Origin of the sequence: Nocardia sp. 852002-20019_SCH5090214, assembly GCF_001665865.1 — a bacterium.
In the GTDB taxonomy this organism is placed as follows: Bacteria; Actinomycetota; Actinomycetes; order Mycobacteriales; family Mycobacteriaceae; genus Nocardia; species Nocardia nova.
This window is the reverse complement of the sequence record NZ_LZMK01000383.1, coordinates 38,856-63,084: the sequence shown is the minus strand read 5'-3', so window position 1 is coordinate 63,084 and position 24,229 is coordinate 38,856. Positions and strand designations below refer to the sequence as shown.

Here is a 24,229-nt window from a genome sequence, read left to right as displayed (position 1 = left end):
ACGGCTCAAATAGTCAAGCTTTACTATTCAGTCTTGATCAACTGCGGCTCCGGCGTCGTCCCGCGGATGCTCGAAGAGGGTGTACGGCGCCGAGGACCAGACATCCAGCTCGCCGTTCTCGATGCGCCGCAAGGTTTTTCGCGACCACTCCAAGTCGGCGCGGGTATGGGCGGCGGCCAGCGCGATCGCGTCGGCCACGTGATACGGCTCGGTTTCGGTCGGATCGCCGCTGCCGGACAGGATCCGCTGCTCCTCCCGCTCGAAATAGCCCAGATCGGCCTCGAACTTCAGAATGCGGCTGCGCAACGCCGCGATCACATCGCCGCGCGGCGCGAACGGGAACAGCGCCACCGCGGCGTGATACGGATGTTTCGGCTGCTCGGCCGACCACAGACCCTCCCGGATCAGATCGGCGAGCACCTTCTCCCCCTCCGACGTCAGCCGATACGAGGTCCGTTCCGGGCGCGCGCCGTCCTGGCCCACGCCCTCGACGGCGATGAGCCCGTCGCGCTGCAGCGTGTTCAGCGCGCCGTAGACCGATCCGGGTTTGACGTTGGCCCAGTCGTCGGCATGCCAGGACAGCAGCTCACGCCGCACGTCGTAACCGTGCACGGGTTGCAGCAGCCGCACCAGGGCCAGCACCAGCAGTCGAGTCGTCGGAACAGCCATATCGAAAATTCTGCCCCCGCCGCCCGGTACCCGCCGCCGCGACCCGGCCGATCACAGCGGGTTGTTCGGATCCCGTTCCGGCAGTGGGCGTTCGGTGATCACCGGGCGGCCCAGCGGATTGCGGACCCGGCGCTTGGCGGCCTGATAGACCTGAATCGTCTCCGCGGCCACCACATCCCAGGCGAAATCGGCGGTCAGCCGCGCGTGGGCCGCGTACGCACGCTGCTGCGCCGCGATCGGATCGTCGAGGACGGCCGTCACCGCCTCGACCAGTCCGGTCACATCCGCCGGTTCGAACGAAGCGCCGGTGACTCCGTCGACGACCAGCTCACCGAGCCCGCCGGCGGTGGAGGTCACCAGCGGCGTTCCGGCCGCGGCGGCCTCGAGGGCGACGATGCCGAACGGTTCGTAGCGGCTGGGCAGCACGATCGCGTCGGCGCCGTGCAGCCAGCCCAGTAGTTCGGCGTGGTCCAGGCGGCCGGCGAAATTCACCGCGCGGGCCACCCGATGGACCCGCGCGCGCTCGCGCAGCCATTCGAACTGCGTGCCCACCCCCGCGATGGTCAGCGTGGCGCCGGGATGCGCGCGACGGATCCGCGGCAGTGCGGCGATCGCGTCCTGGACGCCCTTCTCGTATTCGAGCCGGCCCACGTACAGCAGCCGGGGCGGACCCGAACGCGGCGCGCGGTCGCGAAATGTCCACGCCCCCACGTCGATTCCGTTGCGGATCACCGTCACCGGCACCAGTTCGGGGCCGTAGAGCTTTTCCACCTCGTCCTGCATCGAGGTCGAACAGGTGATGAGGGCATCGGATTCGCGGGCGAGCCACCACTCGACCGAATGGACCTGCTTGTTGACCCGGCCCGAAACCCAGCCGCTGTGGCGGCCCGCCTCGGTGGCATGAATGGTCGAGACCAGCGGCACGTCGTAGTACTCGGCCAGGGCGATCGCCGAATGCGCGACCAGCCAGTCGTGGGCGTGCACCACATCCGGCGTCCAGCCCTCGGCGATACCCGGTTTGCTCAACGCGATACCGGCGCGGACCATCGCATGCCCCATGGCGAGGGTCCAGGCGAGCATGTCCTCGCCGAAGTCGAAGGCGGGCGGATCCTCGGCGACGGCGACCACCAGCACCCGATCCTCGATGAAGGTGTGGGTGGGGTGCGTCGTGGCGTCGGTGCCCATCGGCCGGCGCGCCAGCACCACGACCTCGTGACCGGCGGCCGCCAGTTCGACGGCCAGATGATGGACGTGCCGGCCGAGCCCACCGACAACTACCGGTGGGTACTCCCACGACACCATCAAGATCTTCATGCCGGTCCTTCTGTTGCTCCCGCCGAGCGGTGACCGACTGCGGGGATGTCCGTACCTCGTGCGTCGAGTCGGCGCGCGTCGAGAGCGGGGAAGAATCCGTCGGCCGCGTACCATCCTGCCGCCAACTGCCGTGCTTTGGCGAGTTGGCCCGCGGTGACGGCCCCGGCGATCTCGCGGACGGCGTGCGCGTGCTGATGCGCGCGGTCGCGGGCATAGCCGGCCGCGGAGTCCTTGCTGACCATGAACGCCCAGTCGCTGGAGACGGCCAGAATCGCCTCGCGCAGCAGCTGATCGGCGACCGGATCACGCAGACCGTCGGACTGCGCGGCCATCTTGTCCAGGGTGTCCAGGGCCGCACGCACGATCTCGGCGTTGAGTTCGACCAGGTCGCGGACCTGATCGCCGGCCCACACCCGCCAGTCCTTACCCGAACCCCACGAGGAATCGGCCAGCTCGACGGGTTCGCCGACGAATCCGTCCGCCCGCGCGTCGGCGAGGGTGCCCACGGTGACCCCGGCCTCGGGCAGGGCGCGCAACACCTGTTCCAGCCACTGCGGCCCCTCGTGCCACCAGTGGCCGAACAGTTCGGTGTCGAAGGCCGCCACCACCAGCGCCGGCCGGCCGATCCGCTCGGATTCGGTGATCAGCCGTTCGCGCACGGTCGCCACGAAATCGGCCACATCGCGTTCGATCGCCGCCGCGGCGGCCGCGGGATCGTAGGGCGCCTTGTCCGGACCCGCGACCTGCTTGCCGGTGACGCGGGACGGTTTGAGACCGGTCTCGTGGTCGTAGTGATGGAAGTCGCGGTAGTGGGCCTGGCCCGGATATCCGGATTTCGGCGACCACACGCGATAGCTGACCTGCAGATCCCGCCCGAACGCGACCACATCGCTGTCCCAGACGGGCCGGCCGAGGGTGGTGTCGCCGCGCAGCGCCGGACCGTCGACCATGAAATGCGTCACACCCGCTGCGGCATAGCCGCTTTCCATCCCCGGTGTGAAGCCACATTCCGGCGCCCAGATCCCCGCCGGGGTGCGCCCCCAGCGATGCCGCGCGTCGGCCAGGCCTTCGCGCAACTGGAAGTCACGCAGGCGCGCGTCGAGCAGCGGCTGGAACGGATGCGCCAGCGGACCGCCCAGCAGTTCGATCGCCTCGGCGTCGATCAGCTCCCGCCACACCGGCGAACCGCCGTGCCGCCACCGCTGCTCGAAATCGGCGAGGGCCTCGGCGGCCAGTGCGTGTTCGTAGCCGCCGAGCTCGCGCTTGCCGGCCATCGATGCCTCGTCGGCGCGCATCTGCCAGTTCCCCAGCCAGTGGTGCATGGCCGCCAGCGCGTGCGGATCGTCGAGCTGGGCGGCCAGCACCGGCGTGATGCCGAAGCTGAGCAGATGCGAACGGCCTTCCGCGGCAAGGGCTCTCAGCACCCGGGCGACCGGCAGATAGGACGCCGCCCACGATTGATACAGCCATTCCTCACCCACCGGCCAGCGGCCGTGATGGACCAGCCACGGCAGATGAGAATGCAGGACCAGGCTGAACCGGCCCGGCACCGCCCGCGAATCGCTCACGGCTTCACCGCGATGGCGACCAGATCGAGGCTGGCATCGATCTCCGGATCCCACGCCGGGACGGCCGAACCGGGGGCCGGGCGCAGTTCGAAATCGCCGGTGCGCACACCGGCCACCGCCGCGGTCAGTTCGGCGGGCCAGGGTTTCCCGGCCAGCGCCCGCTCGATCTGCGCGTCGATGAACGAGCCGCCCCACTGTTCGTCGAGAGCGACCAGCGCCGGGCCGTGATGGACACCGGCCATGACGTCGACGCGGAATCCGGCCTGCTCCAGCAGTTCCGCGAGTTCGGCGGCGTTCAGCTCGCGAGTGTGAAAGGGGTTCAAGGGTGTATCGCGACCGGGCGAGAAGGTGATCCGGTTCGGCGTGCTGATCAGCAGCTGCCCGCCGGGGCGCAGCACCCGCAGGCATTCGCGCAGGAATTGGCCCTGGTCCCAGAGATGTTCGATGACCTGGAAGTTCACCACCACATCGACCGAGGCGTCGTCGAGCGGCAGGTCGGCGAGATTGCCCTGGATCATCTCGACCCGGGGGTAGGCCGCGCGCACATGCTCCACCGCGCTGGTGTCGTAGTCCAGGCCGATCACCCGGGTGGCGACGTCGGCGATCATGTTCGCGCCGTAGCCCTCGCCGGAGCCCGCCTCCAGAACCGTTGCCCCGGCGCATCGTTCGAGCAGGCGCGCGTAGACGATCTCGTGTCGGCGGAACCAGTAGTTCTCCTCCGCGATACCCGGCACGGTCCGTTCGCCGGTCAGTGGCAGCGACTCCACCCCGGCAGACTCCCCGCTCACCGGGGAGACGACAGCCTCACTCATTGGATCGACGTTAGCGGTTGCCTGTATCACACCGGCGCCCGGACCGGCCATGGAGAACATCACACCCTAAGTTACCCGTGAGTAACTTAATGTAGGGTAATCTCCCGGACGGAGCTTTAGATGTGACGGAGCTTTTCACGTGGACGTACGGCCACCCGATCGTGCGACCCCACCTCACGTGCCACCAGAACAGGAGGTCGACGAAGACCAATGCCGAACATCGTCGTACTGATCAAGCAGGTTCCCGACACCTGGTCCGAGCGCAAGCTCAGCGATGGTGACTACACCCTCGACCGGGAGGCCGCCGACGCGATCCTGGACGAGATCAACGAGCGTGCCGTCGAAGAGGCTCTGCTGATCAAGGAAGCCCAGGGCGGCGAGGTCACCGTTCTCGCCATGGGCCCCGAGCGCGCCACCGAGGCCATCCGCAAGGCGCTGTCCATGGGTGCCGACAAGGCCATCCACGTCAAGGACGACGCCATCCACGGTTCCGACGCCGTGCAGACCGCGTGGGTGCTCGCCGGTGCGCTGGGCCAGATCGAAGGCATCGAGCTCGTCATCGCCGGTAACGAGGCCACCGACGGCCGCGCCGGCGCCGTGCCGGCCATCATCGCCGAGTACCTGGGTATCCCGCAGCTCACCCACCTGCGCAAGCTGACCGTCGACGGCGACAAGATCTCCGGCGAGCGCGAGACCGACGAGGGCGTGTTCAAGCTCGAGGCGAACCTGCCCGCCATCGTCTCGGTCACCGAGAAGATCAACGAACCCCGCTTCCCCTCCTTCAAGGGCATCATGGCCGCGAAGAAGAAGGAAGTGCAGACGTTCACGCTGGCCGACCTGGGCATCGACCCGTCGACCGTCGGCGTGGGCAATGCCGGCACCGCAGTCTCCGGTGTCACCCCGAAGCCGCCGCGCACCGCGGGCGAGAAGGTCGTCGACGAGGGCGAGGGCGGCAACCAGGTCGCGCAGTACCTCATCGGCCAGAAGATCATCTGAGCCCACCGAGCGCAATCACCACAGACTTCAGGAGAAGCAACATGGCAGAAGTACTCGTGCTCGTCGAGCACGCCGAAGGTGCCCCCAAGAAGGTCACTACCGAACTCCTCACCGCCGCCCGCACGCTGGGCACCCCGGCCGCGGTCGTGCTGGGTGCGCCCGGCACCGCCGACAAGCTGGCCGACGCGCTGACCTCGGCCGGTGCCGAGAAGATCTACGTCGCCGAGTCCGACGACGTCGAGGGCTTCCTGGTCACCCCGAAGGTCGACGTGCTCGCCGGTCTGGTCGAGTCGGCGTCGCCGGCCGCCGTGCTGGTCGCCGCGTCCGCCGAGGGCAAGGAGGTGTCGGGTCGCCTGGCCGCCCGCATCGGCTCCGGCCTGCTGGTCGACGTCATCGACGTCAAGTCCGACGGCACCGCGGTCCACTCCATCTTCGGTGGCGCGTTCACCGTGGACGCCAAGGCCACCGGCGACGTGCCGGTGATCTCGGTGCGCCCGGGTGCGATCGAGGCGGCTCCGCAGGCCGGCGCCGGTGAGAAGGTGACCGTCGAGGTTCCGGCTCAGGAAGAGGGCGTCACCAAGGTGACCTCCCGCGAGCCCGTCGTCGGTGGCGACCGTCCGGAACTCACCGAGGCCACCATCGTGGTCTCCGGTGGTCGCGGCGTCGGCAGCGAGGACAACTTCCACAAGGTCGTCGAGCCGCTGGCCGACGCGCTGGGTGCCGCGGTCGGCGCCTCGCGTGCCGCCGTCGACTCGGGCTACTACCCGGGCCAGTTCCAGGTCGGCCAGACCGGTAAGACCGTGTCGCCGCAGCTGTATGTGGCCCTGGGCATTTCGGGCGCGATCCAGCACCGCGCCGGCATGCAGACCTCGAAGACCATCGTCGCCGTCAACAAGGACGAAGAGGCGCCGATCTTCGAGATCAGCGACTACGGCATCGTGGGCGACCTGTTCAACGTCGCGCCGCAGCTGACCGAGGCGGTCAAGACCCACAAGGGCTGATCGAGACCCCTGCAGGGAGTACGGCTCGCCGAATCGGTACCTCGCGGTATCGGTTCGGCGAGCCGTCTGCGTTCCGTCCGCGTGCTCGGTCCGCGCTGTTCAGTCCGGTGGCCGCTGCGCCTGGTTCCCGCCGACGGTGATACCGATGACGGTCGGTATGCACAACGCCAGCCCCCACGGCACCGCGACCCAGAACGGCCAGAAGTACCCGGCGCCGGTGGCCAGCCAGATCACGACGCACAGGATGTTGACGAAGATCCACGGCGTCCACATGATCAGCACCCACGGCGGCACCCGCCCGGGCCGCTCGGCGCCCGGCCGATCCCGCACCGCGGGCAGATCCGACAGGATCGGCGACAACTCCCCGTAGGTACGCGCGGCGTAGACCTGCTGGACCCGATCGTCGAATTCGGCGAGATTCAATCGCCCCTCGTTCATCGCCGTGCGCAACCGCTCGACGATCTTCTCCCGGTCCGCGTCCGAGGCCCGCACGTGCTCGTTTCCCACGGCCCAAGCCTAGAGGCGACCATCGCCACACGCGGGGGAACATCACCCGGAACCACCTGGGGCAGGCGATAATCCGCTTGCGCTCCTCCGCTGCCCTCGGCCAGGCTGAGGCCGTGCCGACTCCGACCGGACCGCCGATCGCACTCCCACCCGAGGTCGTCGAGACCGTGAGCACGGTCTTCGGCGCGCGCGGCCGGACCTGGCTCACCGAACTTCCCGAGCGCGTCGAGGCGCTGTGCGCGCAGTGGCAGCTGACCTCGCTCGGCGCCGCCTTCGCCGGTGGCACCCACTCCTACGCCGCCCCCGTCCGCCGCGCCGACGGTTCGGTGGCGGTGCTGAAGATTCCGGTCGTCGACGAGGAGAACGTCGGCGAGGCGGCCGGCCTGTACTGCTACGACGGCGACGGAGCGGTCCGCCTCCACGACTACGACCCCGGTAGCGGCGCCCTCCTGCTCGAGTGTGCCCGGCCGGGCACGCCACTGCTGGCGCAGCCCGGGTTCCCGAGCCTGGAAGGCCTGCCCGAACATGCGGACAAGGTCGATGTGGCCTGCCGGTTGTACCGGCGTCTGCGCCGCCCGCCCGTCGCGCTGCCGGACGGATATCCGGACATTCCCACCGTTTCCGCTGTGCTCGCCGACTGGTCAGTCCGCTTCGGGCAACCGAAATCCGAACTGGTCCACGCCGTTCCGTCCACCCTGCTGGACGCCGCGGTGGCTCGATGCGCCGAACTTACCCGGCCACAGGGACCGCCGGTCGTCGTCAATCGCGATACCCACCTGGGCAATATCGTTGCCGCCGAACGGGAGCCGTGGCTGCTGATCGACCCGAAGCCGTATCTCGGTGAGGCCGCATTCGATATCGGTTTCCTGATCATGATTCGGATTCAGCGCTTGCCGACCGCCGAGCACGCGAAACGAATGGTCACCGATACGGCCGCGGCCACCGGCGTCGACCCCGGCCGCGCGTGCCGGTGGGCGTTTCTGCGGGCGATGGAGGAAATATCCTGGGCCGTCGACGATCACACGCCCACTGACCTGCGGTTACACCTCGCCGTCGCCACCGCCCTGAGCGGAATTGCGCCATCTTTCGAGGTGGGTTGAGCCGCACCGAAACAGGACGATTGCGAAACACCGGCGATGAAGATATTCCTACCGAGCCGTAGATAACGAATCGGTCGCTGCCACACGGAATTGCTGCTATCTTTGCTGTCGTCGGGTGCTGGGGCCGATCGGGATCCTCCCGCCGGTGGGTCGATGCTGAATTCGCCTGTCCGGTAAGCGCTTCGAGGTCTCCTCCAGGTTAGGTGCAGTATCATCCTGCCTGCCGCGTTCCCGCCGTCCGACCTGAGTGTTATCCCGGCCGCGCCGATCGCGGTCGTCGAGTTGGAAAGGACGAAGCGGCCGGAAATCCGGCACCGAGGGAACTGATGAATCAAGCTACCGCCGTGACTCTTTCGTGGATCCTCGCCGCCATTCTGATACTGACGATCGCGGGAGCTCTGTACGCCGCGTATTACGCGTCGCAGCAGCGCGCCCGTGCCCGCAGTGCCGAGGCGGAATTGCGCGCCCACGAGGACGAGCTCGAACATTTCACGAGCACCACAATGGGTTTGGTGGCCGACTCGGTGCGCCGCGCCGAATCGACGGTCGAATTGCCCGCCATCGACCGCGGCGGTTCTCGCTTCGCCCAGCTGCTGCAGCGGCTGACCGAGCGTTACGCCGACGACCTGCACCGAGTGGCCGCCGAAACCCATGAGCGCACCAGCCACGAGCTGGAATACGAGAAGCAGCAGGCGATCTCCGCCACCGAGGCCAGCATCCGCGAACAGGTCGAGAATGCCTCCCGCGAGGCGACCAGCGCCGCGGTCCGCGCGTTCGGCACCTCCGTGGTCAGCCTGGGCGCCGACGTCGGCCAGGTGGTGAGCGCCGCGCTGCGCCAGCACCGCGGTGACGACGTCTACGAGACGCTGATCCGCATCGACCACAGCGTCCAGCAGATGATCCGCCAGGCGCAGTCGTACGTGATCGTCTGTGGCGGTCTGCCCGGCCGCCGCTGGCCGCAGCAGTCGCTGACCGACATCGTCGGCGGCGCCATCGGCCGCGTCCGCGACTTCACCCGGATCCGGCCGCAGCAGCTCGACCGGGTGATCATCAGCCGTGCGGTCGAACCGCTCGTGCACACGATGGCCACCCTGCTGGACAACGCGCTGCGTTACTCGCCGCCCACCTCCTTCGTGGACGTCACCTTCCAGGAAGGCCACCACGGCCTGACGGTGATCATCGACGACGCCGGCGTGCGGATGAACCCCGAACAGATGGAAGAGGCCCGCCAGGTCCTCGCCGGCGAGCGCACCGTCGACATCCACCAACTGGGCCCGACCCCGCGGGTGGGTTTCCCGGGCATCGCCGCGCTGGCCCGCCGCTACGGCTTCACCGTGTACATCGACGGACCCAATATCTACGGTGGTATGCGCGCGATGGTCTACGTACCCGAGGGACTGCTGGCCGCGCGGCCCGACAACCTCGAAAGCGTTACGGCGCCACCGATTTCCACGCCGATCGAGGTCGCCGCGGCACCCGCCGCGGTCGGGAGCGCGCATGCCGCCCCGGCCCCGGTGACCCTCTCCGCGGCACCGGCCGCGCCGGTCGCCGAGGCGGAACCGCTGCCGGCCGCGGATCCGACACCGACCGGCCAGTCGTCCACGGTGCACGAGATCACGCCGGGCGGGCTGCCGCGCCGGCGGCGGCGCAGCGTGGCGTTGCCCGCCTCCGCCCGCGGGCCCCGCACCGATACCGGACAGCCGCATACCGATACGGGCCTGCCCCGGGTCGACATCGCCGAAGCCTGGCAGACCGGTTCCACCAGCGGACGTGCAGCCGCACATGACAACTCCGAAGGGATGACATCCTGATGGCCACACCCGGCACCACTGTGACCGACGGCGATAACAAGCTGTCGTGGATGCTCGAGGATCTGACCGTTCCCGGCGTCCGATTCGCCGTACTACTGTCCGAAGACGGCCTGCGCATCGCCCACGTCGGCGCCATCTCCCTCGACGACGCCGAGCGCTTCGCCGCCGCGGCCTCCGGCCTCAGATCCCTGGGTAAGGCCCTCAGCGAGTTCTGCGGCGGAGCGAACACGGTGCGGCAGAACATGACCGAGTACGACGAGGGCATGATCTTCATCACCGCGGCCGGTGAGGGCGCCCTGATCGGCGTCTCGACCATGTCCGATGTGGACGTCAGCATGGTCGCTCACCGGATGAACGAACTCGCCGTCAGAGTCGGCCGCGAACTCGGCAGCCTGCCCCGCCACAGGCCCGGTAGCGATCGGGCATGAGCAAGCACCGGCGCGATCCCGACCTGGTCCGTGCCTACGTACGCACGGGCGGACGTACCCGTGCGACTCGCTCGGTCGACCTGGTGACACTGGTTGTGGCAGCACAGGATCCGACGCCCGGTGCCAGTCCGGACGCGCGCCGGGTTTTGAACGTCTGCAGTCGGCACGCTGCACTGTCGCTCGCCGAGGTGGCCGCATATCTCGACCTGCCGCCCTCGGTAGTGAAGATCGTGGTATCGGACCTGCTCGACAGCGGCCATCTGGTCAACCCGACCCCGGCGGATCATGTGCCGGAGGTCGCACTGCTCGAGGAGGTACTGAATGGGCTCCGCGCTCTCGCCGTCTGAGCGCCCGACCGCCCTGTCCGAACGACCCGCCGCTGTGACCGACCGTACGGTCGACTATGTACCGGAAACGGTCACGCGGTCGGTGAAGCTGTTGGTAGCAGGTAATTTCGGCGTCGGTAAGACCACGTTCGTCAGCAGCGTGTCGGAGATTCGTCCGCTACGCACCGAGGAGACCATCACCGAGGCCAGTGTCGGGATCGACGATATGGCCGGTCTCCCGGGCAAGCAGACCACCACGGTGGCCATGGATTTCGGGCGCATCACGCTCAATCCGCAACTGGCGCTGTATCTGTTCGGTACGCCGGGGCAGCGCCGGTTCCTGCCGTTGTGGGAGGAGCTGGCCAACGGCGCACTCGGTGCGCTGGTGCTGGTCGACACCCGCCGAATCGACAAGGCCGACGAGGTGCTCTCCATCCTCGAGGAACGCGGCGTGCCGTATTCCGTGGCGATCAACGAATTCGACGGTGCGCATCGCTTCCCGCTCAGCGAGATTCGCGATGCGCTGGACCTGGAACCGGGCACCCCGCTGACCGCGTTGGACGCCCGCGACCGCGGCACCTGCCTGCGATCGCTGATCACGCTGGTGGAATTCCTGTTCCACCGGCTCGAACCGCGTCCCTGACCGTTTCACCCCGAGCAACGCCGTACCGGCCTCCGGTGCGGCGTTGCTCCGTTTTCAGGAGCTGCGCTTTCAGGAACTGTGCAGGGCGGCCAGCAGGGTGACCAGGATGGGTGAGCGCCGGATATCGCCGCGAAGTACGGCCGACACCGGAATGCGCAGCGGCCGGCCGGCGAGCTTCAGGGTGGCGATCCCTTCGGTGGCACTGTCGGCGTAGAGGATCGTCCAAGCGTCCGGCCGATTGATCAACTCCATCGTCGCGGTGTGGTCCGGCGGGATCGGCGGGCCGTAGCTCGGGCGGGTCGGTAGTTCGGCGAACGCGTGCCGGACGACGTTGTGCAGAAGCACCTGTTCCGTCTCCGGGGGCAGCAGCAGCGGATATTTCCCCAATTCGGCCAATGTCACATCACCGCGGCCGGCCAGCGGGTGGGCGGTCGAGGCGGCGATGACGAGGTCCTCCACCCACAGTTGTTCGACCGTCAGACCAGGCTGTTCGACACTGCCACGAATGAGAGCAAGATCACAATCGCCGTCGGCGACCGCGGCGATGCGCTGCCGGAAAGGCTTGATGACGAACTCGATTTCGGCACCCGGATGCGCTTCGCGTGCTCCGGCTATCGCGGATAGCGATCTTGTTGCGAAAGACATATTCGCTGCCAGGCGAATTCGTGGCCCGGAGTCGCGAACAGCTGCGCGAATAGCGGATTCGAGACTCAGCATTTGTTTCGCAAGGGGAAGTAGCCGAACGGTTGCCTCAGTCGGCACAACGGAGCGCGTGGAGCGCTCGAAGAGCTGCACACCAAGATCATGTTCGAGTCGCGCGATTTGATGACTGATAGCCGATTGCGATATGAAGCAGCGCACAGCGGCGCGACTGAAGCTCAACTCCTCGCACACCGCGACGAAGTAGGTGAGCTGACGAAGTTCCATCAAGATCTCCATTCATGAATGATCTAGATAAGAGTCATCAATATTATGCGCCCTGACCCCCGAAACATCCAGGGCATGAATCGCGTTTACTCATGACAGAAGGAGGCTGTCATGCAAGACGTGGATGCGGGAATCGAAACCACCGATGTGGTCATCGTGGGTTCGGGGTTCGGCGGGCTCGCCGCCGCGAAGCAGCTCAGCAAATCGGGGATCGACTACGTTCTCATCTCGGCGACGCCGGAACATCTGTTCCAGCCGCTGCTCTATCAGGTAGCGACGGGTGTGCTCCCGTCCACCGACATCGCTCCGCCGATCGCGCAGATCCTGCGCCGGCACAAGGGCGCGGATGTGCGGCTGGGCAAGGTCGTCGATATCGACGCCGCTGCCGCCGTCCTCACCTATGAGACCGAGCTGGGGCCGCGCAAGATTCGCTACGGCTCGCTGATCGCGGCCACCGGTGCCACCCAATCGTATTTCGGCCGCGACGATTTCGCGGAGAAGACGTTCTCGCTCAAGACCATCGACGATGCCAAACTGCTGCGGGCGCAGATCGAGCGCGTCTTCGCCGAGGCGGCGAAGGCCGATCCGGAAACCCGGGAACGGCTGCTGAGCTTCGTGGTCGTCGGCGCGGGCCCGACCGGCGTCGAGGTCGCCGGTCAGCTCAAGGAGCTCGCGAAACGCCACTATCACCAGGAGATTTCGGTGACCCTGGTGGAGGGCGCGGGCGCGGTGCTGCCGCCGTTCGGTGGCAGCCTGTCGGAGTATGCGCGCAAGTCGTTGAGCCGCAACGGCGTCGAGGTGCTGCTCGACACCTTCGTCACCGACATCGAAGCCGGCAAGGTGACCGTCAAGACCAAGGACGGTGTCGAGCGCGGTATCGGCGCCGAGACCGTGGTGTGGTCGGCGGGTGTGGCGGCCGGCGGATTCGCCACGCTGCTGGCCGAGGCCACCGGCTGCGAAACCGACCGTGCCGGACGGCTTCTCATCAACCCGGACTGCACGGTGGGCGGACACGCCGATATCTACGCCATCGGCGATATGACCTCGCTGAACGGCTATCCCGGCCAGTCGCCGACGGCCATGCAGGAGGGCCGCCACGTCGCCGACATCATCCGCCGCAAGAAGCAGCCCGGCACCCCGTTCGTGTACTGGGACAAGGGTTCGATGGCGGTGATCAGCCGGTTCAGCGCGGTCACCAAACTCAACGACCGCGTGAAGTTCACCGGCACCATCGCCTGGGCTACCTGGCTCGCCGTCCACCTGTTCTATCTGGTCGGCTTCCGCAACCGCTTCGTCGCGGTCCTGTCCTGGCTGGTGGCGTTCATCGGTACCGGCCGCCCGGGCTTCGACGAGAGCGACAAGCCGCAGCAGGCGGCGCCGATTCCCGAGAATCGACGAGCGGCGTAGCGTCACCCGACCGAATCCCCCTTCCGGCCCGCGACAACGATGCGGGCCGGAACGCGTGGCTCCCGGGTTCAGGCCGCTCGCTCGACGGCGGGCTCGGTGGTGGCCATGGCGAACAGATCCTCGGCAAGAGCATCGGGATGGACGCGCCGCACGTCGTTCGGTTCCACCGAGGCGAAATGGCCGGAATCGAACAACTGTTGCGCCGCACTGTTTTCGATGAGGCGGGTGATGAGCAGAGCGCCCACCCGCACGCCGCTCGGTCGGACCTGCTGGTCGATCGCGTACAGGTAATTGAGCAAGGCCGACTGCGGCACGCTCGAACTGGCCAGCGCCGCTTGCGGTTCGCGCACCGCTCCGCCTTGGGCGATGAGGACGGCGCCCGAGCCGCGGGCCGTCATCGCCGGCAGTAGCGCGTGCATGATGCGCACCGGCGTGGTCAGGTTGATCGGCAACCACGTGCGCAGGGTGTCCGCGTCCAGCGACAAGGCATCGACGGGTAGCCGGCTCACATCACCCGGGCTGTAGACCACCACGTCCGGAAGTTCGTGCGCCCTTCGCAATTCGGCGAGCGCGTGGTCGATCCGGGCGTCGTCGGTGAGGTCGGCGAGCAGGACGTCCACCTCGATCCCCTCGGCCGCCAGCCGCGCCCGCAACCGTTCGAGTGTGTCCGCGTTGCGCGCGATCAGCGTCACCGAATAGCCCGCACGGCCGAATCGCAGCGCCGACGACAATCCGAGCGCGGGACCCGCACCGAACACTGCCAGATGTGGCATGACCGAACCTCCATAACTCGAGGGGGCACTCAATTTGAGCGCCTTCTCAAGTTAAGGCTAAGTCGAGTGGGTTTTCAAGTTGTTAGTGTGAGGTCATGGTCGAGAAGGTGGCGAGTACCGGGGAAGCGGCGGCCGGCGCGCGCCCGCGGCGTCGGGACGCCCGGGACAATCGGGACAAGATCGCCGCGGCGGCCCGGCGGCGGTTCACGGCCGAGGGCCTCGACGCTTCGCTGAATCAGATCGCACGCGACGCCGGGGTCAGCATCGGCACGCTCTACAACCACTTCCCCACCCGGGAGGCGTTGATCGGCGACGCGTTACTGGACCTGGTCGTCGAGTCGGGCCGCAGCGCGGAGGACGCCTTGCGGGCGGACGACCCGTGGACGGGGCTGGTGGACCACTTGACGAAGCTGGCGCAGTGGCAGGCGAGCGATCGCGGCTTCACCGATATCTGCGTGTATTCGCTGCCCGCCGACAGTCCGATCGAGGTGGCGAAACAGCAGGGGCACACCCTGTTCCAGCGGTTGGTGACACGGGCGCAGGAGGCCGGGCAGCTGCGCAGCGACATCACCGAAGCCGATCTCGGCCTCCTGCTGTGGTCGGTGGTGCGCGCGACCGACGGCGTGCGCGAGGTAGCCCCCGAGGTGTGGCGCCGGCATCTGACGGTCCTGCTCGACGGCTTACGCGCAGAGGCCGCCCATCCCCTGCCGGGACGCGCGCTCGACCCCGAACAGGTCCGCGCGGCAATGACTCTCGGTTGAGACCCCCGAACACAGCAGTCCCCGGTAGTCTCCATCGATACCTGAACCTCAGTCGTCGCTGTCGGTTCCGGATATTCGACTGGCTTGCCGGGGGCCTGGCCAGATCCTGGAAACCATCTCCGTGAGTCGTTCGACGTCTCGTTCGACTCCGCGATGATTTCCGGTGTTCCGGTGTATTACCTAGTTCCTCCTGTTTTTTCTCCAGTCAAGACCTCAGGAAGGAAAAACTACAGCTTGGCCAGCACTTTTTGCACCGTCAGCCAGGTGCGGGTGGTGATGTCCCTGCCGTAGACGGTCTCCAGCCACGACATGTGGTTCGGCGTGCCCGCGACCGAGTTGTCGATGACCGCCAGCAGCGCCCGCGCCGGTTCGTCGAAGCGCACGATGCGCACGGCCGACTCCAGGTTGCCGGGCAGGTCCGGCGGCGCAGACCCGGCTCGATCCTTCACGAAGGTCGCGGTGAGATAGGTGCCGCGCGCATGTGTGAGGCCGGGAAAAGGATCGGAGTCGACCAGCTTCTGCAACTCCTCCCGGCTGCGGATGATGGTGCCGCCGCCGATGCCGAGCTCCGCCTGCAACGCCGCCTGGATCTGCGATTCCATTGCGGCGATATCGGTTTCGGTGCTGCCGAAGACGATGTTCCCACTCGCCAGCACCGATCCCACCCCCTCGTAGCCGAGGCCCTCGAAGACCGCCCGCAACTTCTCGTTGCGCATGTTGGGGTTGCTGGGCATAATCCCCCGCAACCAGGCCGCATACCGGTTCATGAGCCGAAGGCTACCCGGCGTCACCGACAGGAATGCCGGTTCGGCCGTCCCGGCGATCGGGCTGTCCGGCGGACTCGTCCGGCAGGCGTTCGTAGGTCAGGTGCGCGAGACTCGTGCCGACCGCGCGAACCCCGGTGAGCCGCAAGGGGCGCGGCGAGACCGGTGCCGAGCCGCCGGCGCGGGCGAAGAGCCGGCTCCCCGCGCCCATCACCACCGGGAATACCGCCAGTCGCACCTCGTCGACCAGGCCGTGGCCGGTCAGCGCGTGCACCAGTTCGGTACTCGCGTAGACCCGGATCTCGCCGTCGACGAGGTGTCGCAACCTCGCCACCTGCTCGGTGAGATCGCCCCGTAGCACGGTCGTGTTGTTCCACCGGGGATCCGACAGGGTCGCGGACACAACGTATTTCGGCAGACCGTTCATGCGGTCCGCGGTCGCACCGGTGCGCAGCGGATACCGGGCAGCGAAGTATTCGTAACTGCGCCTGCCCAGCAGCAGCGCCTGTGCGTCCAGCACATCGTCGTGAATCAGCCGGGCCCATTCCGCGCGGTCGTCCGGTGACAGCGCCGCACGCCAATCCGCGCCGCTGAAACCCTCCGCACCGGTCGGATCCTGGGTCACCCCGTCGAGTGACACATTTTCGAAGACGACGATCTTTCCCATGGCGGTACTCCTCTTGTGGTGGCGGGACTGCTACAGAGACAGACACCGCCGCATCGGCCGAAATGGTCGCGCTCGGACCGACACATTCACGGTCGACGTGGTGTCAATATTCGGTGGAGGTGTGTCATGACAGACGGAGATGACGACGCGGTGGCGATCGGCGATCTGATGGCCGGGGCGCGGACGGGCGACGGTGCGGCGTTCCGGGCGTTGACCGCGCCGTACCGCACGGAGCTACAGCTGCACTGCTATCGGATGCTCGGCTCGCTCCAGGATGCCGAGGATGCCCTGCAGGACACGATGCTGGCCGCGTGGCAGGGCATCGGCGCATTCCAGGAGCGCTCCTCGCTGCGCACCTGGCTGTACCGGATCGCCACCAACCGGTGCCTGAACGCGCGCCGGGCCGCGGGCCGGCGCCGGGCGAAGGAGTGGGACGTGCCGAACGTGGAACCGCCCGAGCCCTCCCGGCTCGGCGAGGTCGTGTGGTTGCAGCCCTGTCCCGACGCACTGCTCGAGCAGGTGCCGCCCGGCCCGGAGGCACGCTACGAGCTGAGCGAGTCCGTCTCGCTGGCCTTCGTGACCGCACTGCAACTGCTGCCGCCGCGCCAGGTCGCCGTCCTCGTCCTGCGCGATGTCCTCGGATTCCGTGCGGCCGAGACCGCCCGGATGCTCGACACCACCGTTGACTCGGTCAACAGTGCCCTCACCCGGGCCCGCGCGGCACTCGAGCGGCGCCGGCCGATCGGCCGGTCACCGGCACCGGGGTCGGCCGACGAGGAGGCGATCGTGGCGAGATTCGCGCACGCGTGGGAATCGGCCGATGTGGACGCGCTCGTGCGACTGCTGACCGACGACGTCTTCATGTCGATGCCGCCGATCCCGTTCGAATACGTGGGCCGCGAGGTCGCCACCCGCTTCTGCGCCGGCATCTTCGCCGCCGGGCGGCGATTCGACCTGGTACCGACGCGGGCCAACGGCCAACCGGCGTTCGGCGCCTACCTGCGCGGCCCGGACGGCAGCAGTCACGGCACCGGCCTGTACGTCCTGTCGCTCGCCGGTGAGCGCATCAGCGCCCTGGCCCGATTCGAGAGCACGGTGCTGCCGTGGTTCGGGCTGCCGCGCACGCTACCGAGCCGATAGCGGTACGGGAGGAGTAAGGGTCCGGCGGATCAGTCCGATCCGGCCCCGACTCCCGCCTTCTTGCGTTCGATATCGGCCAGCGCGGCGGCATGCCGGGCGCGCTCCTCGGCGGCGTCGTCCCAGGCCTTCTTGCGGTTCTTGACCACCCGGGCGGGGGCGCCGACGGCGATGCTGAAGTCGGGGATCTCCCCCTTCACGACGGCATGGGCGCCGAGCACGCAGCCGCGGCCCACCCGGGTCTCGCGCAGCACGGTCACCTTGGCCGCGATCCAGGTGTCGGGGCCGATGCGGACCGGGCTCTTCACGATGCCCTGATCCTTGATCGGCATCGTCACATCGTCCATCCGGTGGTCGAAATCGCAGATGTAGCACCAGTCGGCGACCAGGGTCGACTCGCCGATCTCGATGTCGAGATAGGTGTTGACGACGTTGTCCTTACCGAAGACCACCTTGTCGCCGATGCGCAGCGAGCCCTCGTGGCAGCGCAGCGCGTTGCCGTCGCCGATGTGCACCCATTTGCCGATCTCCATGCGACCGAGCTCGGGGGTGGCGTGGATCTCGACATTGCGGCCCAGGAAGACCATGCCGCGCAGCACGATATGCGGATTCGCCAGCCGGAATTTGAACAGCCGGTAGTACCGCACCAGATACCACGGCGTGTACGCCCGATTGGCGAGCACCCAGCGCAGCGACGCCATCGTCAGAAAGCGCGCCTGCTCCGGATCCCGGCGGCGCGAACCCCGCCAACGCGAACGCAACGGTGCGCCCCACATGCTCGTCACGGGCCAGCTCCCTTTCCTCGGGCGACGGTTACCTCGGTGGTCACCTGATCGAGGTACCAGCGTAGTCTCGTGCAGGCCCGTTACGAACAGATGGGAGTGCAGCAGGTGCGAAGCGGCAGTCGGCGACCCGAGCGCAGCGAGCACGACCGCGGCGGACACCACCCGACGACGTTGCGCCACTCGGTAATTCGGGGCGGCGCCCCGAGGCGCGCGATCGCGGCGGTGGGCGCCCTGGGCCTCCTGGCGCTGACCGGATGCGGCAGCAGCACCGTCGACGACATCAAGGTCGGTTCCGGCAAGGGCTGGCAGTCGGCCTTCCACGATGCCCGCAACAGCGGCGCGAGTCCCGTCACCGGCGCCCGGCATCTGAGTCTGAGCTGGTCGCGCCCGATCGGCGGCCCGCTGGCGAATGCGACCACGATCGGCCCGGACGGCCAGTTGTTCGTCACCTCCCGCACCACCACCGACTGTGTCGGCAAGCCGGGTACCACCGGCATGATCTTCTCGTTCCAGATGCCCACCGGACGCAAGCGCTTCTGCAATGCGCTGGGACCGGATGCTGTCGCCGCGGCCTCGGCGGTCGACGGGGCGAGCAACGTGTACGTCGGTGACGACGGCGGGGTGTTCTCGTTCAACGCGCTGGGGCAGCCGCGCTGGCGCACTCCCGTTGCCGGCGTTCCGGTCTCGGTGCAGTTCACCCACGACGGCACCGTGCTGTCGGTCTCGCAGTCCGGTCAGGTCGACGTCCTGGACCGGCAGACCGGCGACCGCGAGGTGTCGACCTATCAGGTGCTGGGCGACCCCGACTTCCTCGCGCACCCGAATGTCACGCGCCCGGCGGACGGGCAGGGTGTCGACGACTGCGCCGTCGGCGGTCCGCAGTGCGCGGTGGCGAATGTGTCGGCGCTCGATCCGAATTCGGGCCGCTTCTATCTGACCGCCTGGCGGACCGGCGCGCCCGCGGCGTCCGTGGTGGCGCTGCACTACGCCGACAAGAAGGTCACCCAGGACTGGAGCGTCGACATCCTCACCGGCGGCAGCGCGACCAGCCCGACGCTGTCGTCGGACGGGAAGGCGCTGTACGTGGGCGACAACAGCGGTCGCCTGCTCGCCGTCGACACCGCCGACGGTCACACGAAATGGACGCAGCCGCTGGGCTTCGCCCCGCGCGGCGGCATCTCCGAACTCGACGGGCTGCTGATTCCGGGCGGCGACGACGGCCATCTGATGGCATTGCACGACAACGGCGACCGCGCCGAGATCGCCTGGGAACGTAAGGATCTCACCCTGCGCGGCCGCCCGGTGCAGACGGCCGGCGATACCGGCTACGTGGTGGTGCCGATGGGCGACGCGCTGCATCTGCTGACCTTCGAGACGAAGTCGGGTAAGACGATCGCCTCCGCCCCGCTGCCGGGTGCGCAGGGCACGACGGTGTCCACCGCGATAGGGCCCGACGGCCAGGTCGTGGTCGGCACCCGGATCGGTGAGCTGTTCGCCTTCACACCGGATCGGTAGAGTTCGCCGCCGGCCCCACGCGCGGGGTTTCGCAGACGAATGCCGTTGCGGTGCGGCCGATCCGGGTGATCACCACGGTGTGCGGAGTGCTGCCCCGCGGTTTGATCCGGCGCCGCAGGGCATCGGGATCGACGTCGACGCCGCGGATCAGTATTTCCAGCGGACCGCAGTCGCGGCGGTACAGTTCGGCGCGCAGCGGCTTCTCCCGGAATTCCAGCCGGTCCAGGATTCGGAAACCGCGCACACCCGGCGGCACCGTCTCGCCGGTGAGATAGGCGATGCGCGGATCCAGTTGCCACAGGCCGTATCTCGCGGCGTAGTGGCGGACCAGGCCGGCCCGGACCACCGCGCCGTCCGGGTCGACGAGCCAGGTTCCGGGCTCGCGGTCGGGGAGGTCGTCGGGTTCGGCATCGGTCAGCGACCACGAGGAACCGTCGCTGCGCAGCACCGTCGCCCGCCTGGTCACCCCGGATTCGGTGAGCCCGCGCGACCACAGGCAGGCTTCGCGCACGGCGCCGTCGAGGGAGACCACCTCGACCTCACCGTCCCACGAAAGGCCCGCGTACCCGTCCGCGGCCGTCCGGTCGGCTCGCGCCGGCAAGGGTTGGGCGCCCGGGCGCCGCTGCGCGAAACGGTCGAAATCCAGTCCGGGAGCGCATTTCACGACCAGATCGCGGTCGCCGTAGACGGCCAGCAGCTGCGGTAGCGGCGGTTGTAGCTGAGCCGGATCGTGGGTGCGCCGGCCTCCCGCGCGCCGCGCAGGATCGGCGATCACCACGGCGCCGGCACTGCACGGCCGCAGCGCATCGGCCTGTGCCAGCGCGACATTCGGTGCATCCGCCAGATTGTGCGCGGCCATCGCCAGCCGCACCCGGTCCAGATCACTGCCGAGCACCGCCGGGCATTCCCGCCGCAGCGCGGCCAGTTCCGCGCCGATCGAGCAGGTGACGTCGTGGACGGGACGCCCCGCCAGCCGACGGGCCCGGTGTCGCGCCACGAGACTCGGCGTCGCCTGCTGCAGAGCGTCGTCGGTGAACAGCCATTCGGCCGCGTCGTCGAGTTTGGCGGCCGCCCGCCGGCGCAACTGCACGGTCTCCACCAGCGCGGCTGTGCGCTCGCCGTAGTCGCGGCGCAGGACCTCGAGGTCGCGCAGCATCGTCGCGGGCGTCAGCGCGTGTTCCCCGACCACGGACAGTGCGTCCCGGCCCGCCGCACTGTCCAGAAAGCCGACGTCTCCCGCTGTGAACGAATACCCCATCAGCGCCGCTCCGGCCGCCGCACGGGCGAGACCGACTGGGCCGCAACGGGTATCGAGCAAGCAGAGACCGCCCGCCGGTGGGGCACCGGCACCGCCGAGGGCCGGAGCACGCACCCCACGCCCGTCGAGACGGTCCGCGCCGGACCGGCAGCGTAGCCGGTCCGCACGCGAGACAGCCTGCCGCCCACTACTTTCCGGCGGCGCCCGGCTTCACGCCGGTGATCATGGCGTTGTAGAAGAACTGACGCGGCACCACGTGGCGCAGCACCTTCTCGTCGAGCTTGCTCAGGCCCAACCATGCCTTGTACTGGGCCATCCGGTAGCGCCAGGTGAGTTTCTCCTCCGGCACCGCCGCCTCGAAGGTACGCACCGGCCAGCCCCACAGCGCGGCCGCGAATTCCTCGGTCTCGGCGTGCACCTGCACCGCACCGGCGCTGCGGGCGATCTGCTCGAGCTCGGAGGGATCGAAGGTGTGCAGGTCGACCACGGCCTCCAGGGCCGCGGCCCGCGACGACTCGTCCAGTTCGGCCTGCGGTCGCCGCCAGTCGGACAGGAACGGCAGCTTGGTCACCTCGGTGGTGACCTTCCAGGTGATCTGGCCCAGTTTGCGGGCGTAGAAGTTGCCGATGGTGGTCGGCTCACCGGCGAACACGAAACGGCCGCCCGGCTTCAGTACCCGCAGGCATTCCCGCAGCGCCTGCTCGACATCCGGAATGTGGTGCAGCACAGCATGTCCCACGACCAGATCGAAGGTGTTGTCCTCGTAGGGGATGGTCTCGGCGTCGGCGACACGGCCGTCGACATCCAGCCCCAGGTTCTGCGCGTTGCGGGTGGCGACCTTGACCATGCCCGGCGAAAGGTCGGTCACCGAACCGGTTTTCGCCACTCCGGCCTGCATCAGATTCAACAGGAAGAAGCCGGTGCCGCAACCGAGTTCGAGGGCCCGCTCGTACGGCAGCGGCGCATTCGGGGCGACGGCGTCGAAGCGGCCGCGCGCGTACTCGATGCAGCGCTCGTCGTAGGAGATGGACCATTTGTCGTCGTAGGTCTCGGCCTCCCAGTCGTGGTAGAGGACCTGCGCGAGCTTGTTGTCGGTGAGCGCGGCCTGGACCTCGGCCTCGGTGGCGTGCGGGTTCGGCGCGGGGTCGTCAAGACGTGCGGTCATGGTGGCACAGCGTATCGAGTGATCACGCGGAGTGGGTCAGCGGCCCAGGAATTCCGCGACGCCCGGACCGGACGCCGAATAAGAACGTGTTCCTACGCTGCGGTCTTCGGTTTCGAACAGCTCCGCCCACTCGGCGCGGGCGCGGTCGAGGCCGTGCGGACCGGCCTCGAAGACCCGTTTCGCCGCGGCCAGCGCGCGTGCCGGGCCGGTGGTGAACTGCCGCGCCCACCGCAGCGCCGCAGCGAAGACGTCGTCGGGCGCGACCACCTCGTCGACCAGCCCGATCGCCGCCGCCTCCTCGGCATCGACGTAGCGGCCGGTGTACACCAGATCCTTGGCCGGGCCGGGGCCCACGAGCAGTCCCAGCCGGCGGATGCCCGCCACCGGGATCAGGCCCGCCCGGATCTGCGGCAGACCGAGTTTGACGTTGTCACCGATGAGCCGGCGGTCGGCGCCCAGAGCGATCTCGAGGCCCGCGCCGACCGCGTACCCGGTGATCGCGGCGATCGTCGGCTGCGGAATCCGGGCCAGGCAGCCCAGTGCCTGCTGCAGATCCGCGGCGACGGCGCCGGCCTGCGCGGGCGTCCAGCCCGCGAGTTCGGCCATGTCGTCGCCCGCGCTGAAGATTCGCTCGTCGCCGTAGACGATCACGGCCCGCACCTCGTCGTCCGCCGCGAGGTCCGCGGCTGCCGCGGCCAGCTCCAGCGCCAGCTGCAGATCGACGAGATTCAGCGGCGGCCGGGCGAAACGCAGTACGGCGATTCCCGCCTCGACACGGTCCACGGTCACGAATTCGGCCACGGCGGCGAGCCTACTGTGCGTGGCGGGACACCTGCGACGTCGGGATGTTCGCGCCGGTGTCGGACCGCCGGCGCGTCGCCGTCCGGGCCGCCGGTAGTGCGACGAGACGCTGCCGACCCGACCCGCGAGGCGAAACGGGTCCCCGAGACGAGCCCGCCGCACCGCGACCGGCGCCGGGTAGCAGCTCGCGACTCGGCCCACGCCCCGTGGCCGGGTGTCCGGTCGTACCGCCGGCTCAGTCTCGCTTCGAACCCTGCGACCGGGACGCGTCCGGCATGTCGGCGAAATACCGGTGGTTGTTCGGGAACTGCAGCATCGGCTGACCGTCGACCGGCTCGAAGACCGGCATGATCGGGCTGATCGCGCGCTCGGCCGCGAGAATCTCTGTGGTGGAGGCGAATTCGGCGATCGAACTCAGCTGCGTCCAGGTCGGCGGCAGCAGCACGTCCTCGCCGGCCCGCCAGCGGTCCAGCGCCTGCGCCGGAGTCCGCCACGCCACCTCGTGTGCCTCGGTGGTCGCGCCGTCGGCGCGCTGGCCTTCCGGCAGGACGGCGACGAAGAAGTAGGTGTCGTAGCGCCGCGGTTCCACCACCGGCGTGATCCAGTTGTCCCACGGGCGCAGCAGATCCGCGCGCAGCACCAGATTCTCGTTCGCCAGGAAATCGCCGAACGACAGTTCGCGGCGCTCGAGCTTCTCCCGGGCACTGCGGTAGGCGACGGTATCGGAGACGACGGTGTCGGCGGTCGGGCCCGCCAGCAGCACACCGCATTCCTCGAAGGTCTCCCGTACCGCGGCGCACACCAGCGCCTGCGCGCGAGCGCGGTCGACTCCGAAACGACGACCCCACCACGTCGGGTCCGGCCCGGCCCAGCCGATTTCCGCGTCGGCGTCGGAGCGGTCGACACCGCCACCGGGAAAGACGGTCATGCCGGCCGCGAAGGCCATCGCCTTGACCCGTCGTTGCAGGAATACCTCCGGTCCGGATGTGCCGTCACGCACGAGCACTACGGTCGAAGCGTCCTTCGGCGCCGGTGGCTCGGCCGGGGTTTCCGCAACAGATTCACTCACAATCGCACCATAACGCGCGCTTGGT

The 24,229-nt window shown here is 68.5% G+C and carries 25 protein-coding genes; 11 read left to right on the top strand and 14 right to left on the bottom strand.

Annotation, left to right across the window (positions count from 1 at the left end; all coding sequences use genetic code 11):
* Nucleotides 1-27 precede the first annotated feature (27 nt).
* Genes A5780_RS31770 through A5780_RS31755 form a run of 4 tightly spaced genes read right to left on the bottom strand, consistent with a single transcriptional unit; the run spans nt 28 to nt 4,363 of the window.
* Nucleotides 28-669 (bottom strand): PadR family transcriptional regulator, encoded by a 642-nt coding sequence (locus A5780_RS31770; protein ID WP_064910835.1) that lies wholly within the window; start codon nt 667-669, stop codon nt 28-30.
* A gap of 51 nt (nt 670-720) precedes the next feature.
* Nucleotides 721-1,983, bottom strand: coding sequence for a glycosyltransferase family 4 protein (locus A5780_RS31765; protein WP_030515700.1), 1,263 nt, complete (start codon nt 1,981-1,983; stop codon nt 721-723).
* Entirely contained in the window at nt 1,980-3,551 is a 1,572-nt protein-coding gene (locus tag A5780_RS31760; RefSeq protein WP_064910834.1) for a glycoside hydrolase family 57 protein, read from the bottom strand. Before A5780_RS31760 ends, A5780_RS31765 begins: the two co-directional genes overlap by 4 nt.
* Complete coding sequence (locus A5780_RS31755) at nt 3,548-4,363, bottom strand: bifunctional 2-polyprenyl-6-hydroxyphenol methylase/3-demethylubiquinol 3-O-methyltransferase UbiG (protein ID WP_064910833.1); 816 nt, start codon at nt 4,361-4,363, stop codon at nt 3,548-3,550. Before A5780_RS31755 ends, A5780_RS31760 begins: the two co-directional genes overlap by 4 nt.
* Before the next feature lie 210 nt (nt 4,364-4,573).
* Between A5780_RS31755 and A5780_RS31750 the strand changes: the two genes are divergently transcribed.
* Entirely contained in the window at nt 4,574-5,359 is a 786-nt protein-coding gene (locus tag A5780_RS31750; RefSeq protein ID WP_030515697.1) for an electron transfer flavoprotein subunit beta/FixA family protein, read from the top strand.
* A 41-nt stretch (nt 5,360-5,400) separates the two neighbouring features.
* A complete protein-coding gene (locus A5780_RS31745) occupies nt 5,401-6,360 on the top strand; it encodes an electron transfer flavoprotein subunit alpha/FixB family protein (RefSeq protein WP_030515696.1) in 960 nt (319 codons plus the stop codon).
* Nucleotides 6,361-6,459: 99 nt separating this feature from the next.
* Here A5780_RS31745 and A5780_RS31740 read toward each other — a convergent pair whose 3' ends face one another.
* Nucleotides 6,460-6,867 carry a DUF1707 domain-containing protein gene (locus tag A5780_RS31740; RefSeq protein WP_064910832.1) on the bottom strand — a complete coding sequence of 136 codons (408 nt, stop codon included), beginning with the start codon at nt 6,865-6,867 and terminating at the stop codon, nt 6,460-6,462.
* Nucleotides 6,868-6,980: 113 nt separating this feature from the next.
* Here A5780_RS31740 and A5780_RS31735 point away from each other — a divergent pair, with 113 nt between their 5' ends.
* The 5 genes from A5780_RS31735 to A5780_RS31715 all read left to right on the top strand — a co-directional run bounded on the left by A5780_RS31735 (nt 6,981) and on the right by A5780_RS31715 (nt 11,175).
* Entirely contained in the window at nt 6,981-7,967 is a 987-nt protein-coding gene (locus A5780_RS31735; RefSeq protein WP_082976835.1) for an aminoglycoside phosphotransferase family protein, read from the top strand.
* 344 nt (nt 7,968-8,311) lie between these two features.
* On the top strand, nt 8,312-9,778 hold the full coding sequence (locus A5780_RS31730) for a sensor histidine kinase (protein WP_227463003.1): 1,467 nt from the start codon (nt 8,312-8,314) through the stop codon (nt 9,776-9,778).
* Nucleotides 9,778-10,206, top strand: a complete 429-nt coding sequence (locus tag A5780_RS31725; protein ID WP_030515692.1) for a roadblock/LC7 domain-containing protein — start codon at nt 9,778-9,780, stop codon at nt 10,204-10,206. The genes A5780_RS31730 and A5780_RS31725 overlap by 1 nt, the downstream gene beginning before the upstream one ends.
* Nucleotides 10,203-10,553 (top strand): DUF742 domain-containing protein, encoded by a 351-nt coding sequence (locus A5780_RS31720; protein ID WP_030515691.1) that lies wholly within the window; start codon nt 10,203-10,205, stop codon nt 10,551-10,553. The genes A5780_RS31725 and A5780_RS31720 overlap by 4 nt, the downstream gene beginning before the upstream one ends.
* Nucleotides 10,528-11,175: an ATP/GTP-binding protein gene (locus tag A5780_RS31715; protein ID WP_081879507.1), complete on the top strand. Its 648-nt coding sequence runs from the start codon at nt 10,528-10,530 to the stop codon at nt 11,173-11,175. Before A5780_RS31720 ends, A5780_RS31715 begins: the two co-directional genes overlap by 26 nt.
* Before the next feature lie 69 nt (nt 11,176-11,244).
* Here A5780_RS31715 and A5780_RS31710 read toward each other — a convergent pair whose 3' ends face one another.
* Nucleotides 11,245-12,102, bottom strand: a complete 858-nt coding sequence (locus tag A5780_RS31710) for a LysR family transcriptional regulator (protein ID WP_064910901.1) — start codon at nt 12,100-12,102, stop codon at nt 11,245-11,247.
* A gap of 111 nt (nt 12,103-12,213) precedes the next feature.
* Between A5780_RS31710 and A5780_RS31705 the strand changes: the two genes are divergently transcribed.
* Nucleotides 12,214-13,509: an NAD(P)/FAD-dependent oxidoreductase gene (locus tag A5780_RS31705; protein WP_064910830.1), complete on the top strand. Its 1,296-nt coding sequence runs from the start codon at nt 12,214-12,216 to the stop codon at nt 13,507-13,509.
* Nucleotides 13,510-13,577: 68 nt separating this feature from the next.
* Here A5780_RS31705 and A5780_RS31700 read toward each other — a convergent pair whose 3' ends face one another.
* On the bottom strand, nt 13,578-14,282 hold the full coding sequence (locus tag A5780_RS31700) for an SDR family oxidoreductase (RefSeq protein WP_064910828.1): 705 nt from the start codon (nt 14,280-14,282) through the stop codon (nt 13,578-13,580).
* 95 nt (nt 14,283-14,377) lie between these two features.
* Between A5780_RS31700 and A5780_RS31695 the strand changes: the two genes are divergently transcribed.
* Nucleotides 14,378-15,043 carry a TetR/AcrR family transcriptional regulator gene (locus A5780_RS31695; RefSeq protein ID WP_064910826.1) on the top strand — a complete coding sequence of 222 codons (666 nt, stop codon included), beginning with the start codon at nt 14,378-14,380 and terminating at the stop codon, nt 15,041-15,043.
* Between the two features lie 227 nt (nt 15,044-15,270).
* Here A5780_RS31695 and A5780_RS31690 read toward each other — a convergent pair whose 3' ends face one another.
* Together A5780_RS31690 and A5780_RS31685 are read right to left on the bottom strand one after the other, a co-directional pair.
* Nucleotides 15,271-15,810, bottom strand: coding sequence for a DUF1697 domain-containing protein (locus tag A5780_RS31690; protein WP_030515685.1), 540 nt, complete (start codon nt 15,808-15,810; stop codon nt 15,271-15,273).
* Nucleotides 15,811-15,820: 10 nt separating this feature from the next.
* Nucleotides 15,821-16,474 (bottom strand): dihydrofolate reductase family protein, encoded by a 654-nt coding sequence (locus tag A5780_RS31685; protein WP_064910824.1) that lies wholly within the window; start codon nt 16,472-16,474, stop codon nt 15,821-15,823.
* A gap of 126 nt (nt 16,475-16,600) precedes the next feature.
* Here A5780_RS31685 and A5780_RS31680 point away from each other — a divergent pair, with 126 nt between their 5' ends.
* On the top strand, nt 16,601-17,614 hold the full coding sequence (locus tag A5780_RS31680) for an RNA polymerase subunit sigma-70 (RefSeq protein WP_064910822.1): 1,014 nt from the start codon (nt 16,601-16,603) through the stop codon (nt 17,612-17,614).
* A gap of 29 nt (nt 17,615-17,643) precedes the next feature.
* Here the strand turns inward: A5780_RS31680 and A5780_RS31675 are convergent, their stop codons facing one another.
* Nucleotides 17,644-18,387 (bottom strand): acyltransferase, encoded by a 744-nt coding sequence (locus tag A5780_RS31675; protein ID WP_039779969.1) that lies wholly within the window; start codon nt 18,385-18,387, stop codon nt 17,644-17,646.
* 78 nt (nt 18,388-18,465) lie between these two features.
* Between A5780_RS31675 and A5780_RS31670 the strand changes: the two genes are divergently transcribed.
* Nucleotides 18,466-19,911, top strand: a complete 1,446-nt coding sequence (locus A5780_RS31670; RefSeq protein WP_231983164.1) for a PQQ-binding-like beta-propeller repeat protein — start codon at nt 18,466-18,468, stop codon at nt 19,909-19,911.
* On the opposite strand, the gene A5780_RS31665 is transcribed toward A5780_RS31670, so the two are convergent.
* The 4 genes from A5780_RS31665 to A5780_RS31650 all read right to left on the bottom strand — a co-directional run bounded on the left by A5780_RS31665 (nt 19,895) and on the right by A5780_RS31650 (nt 24,204).
* Nucleotides 19,895-21,169: a hypothetical protein gene (locus A5780_RS31665; protein ID WP_064910820.1), complete on the bottom strand. Its 1,275-nt coding sequence runs from the start codon at nt 21,167-21,169 to the stop codon at nt 19,895-19,897. The two genes, A5780_RS31670 and A5780_RS31665, sit on opposite strands and share 17 nt — an antisense overlap.
* 187 nt (nt 21,170-21,356) lie before the next feature.
* On the bottom strand, nt 21,357-22,334 hold the full coding sequence (locus tag A5780_RS31660; RefSeq protein WP_039779972.1) for a class I SAM-dependent methyltransferase: 978 nt from the start codon (nt 22,332-22,334) through the stop codon (nt 21,357-21,359).
* A 36-nt stretch (nt 22,335-22,370) separates the two neighbouring features.
* Nucleotides 22,371-23,135 (bottom strand): enoyl-CoA hydratase-related protein, encoded by a 765-nt coding sequence (locus A5780_RS31655; RefSeq protein ID WP_064910818.1) that lies wholly within the window; start codon nt 23,133-23,135, stop codon nt 22,371-22,373.
* A gap of 235 nt (nt 23,136-23,370) precedes the next feature.
* Complete coding sequence (locus tag A5780_RS31650; RefSeq protein WP_064910816.1) at nt 23,371-24,204, bottom strand: NUDIX domain-containing protein; 834 nt, start codon at nt 24,202-24,204, stop codon at nt 23,371-23,373.
* Nucleotides 24,205-24,229: the final 25 nt, after the last annotated feature.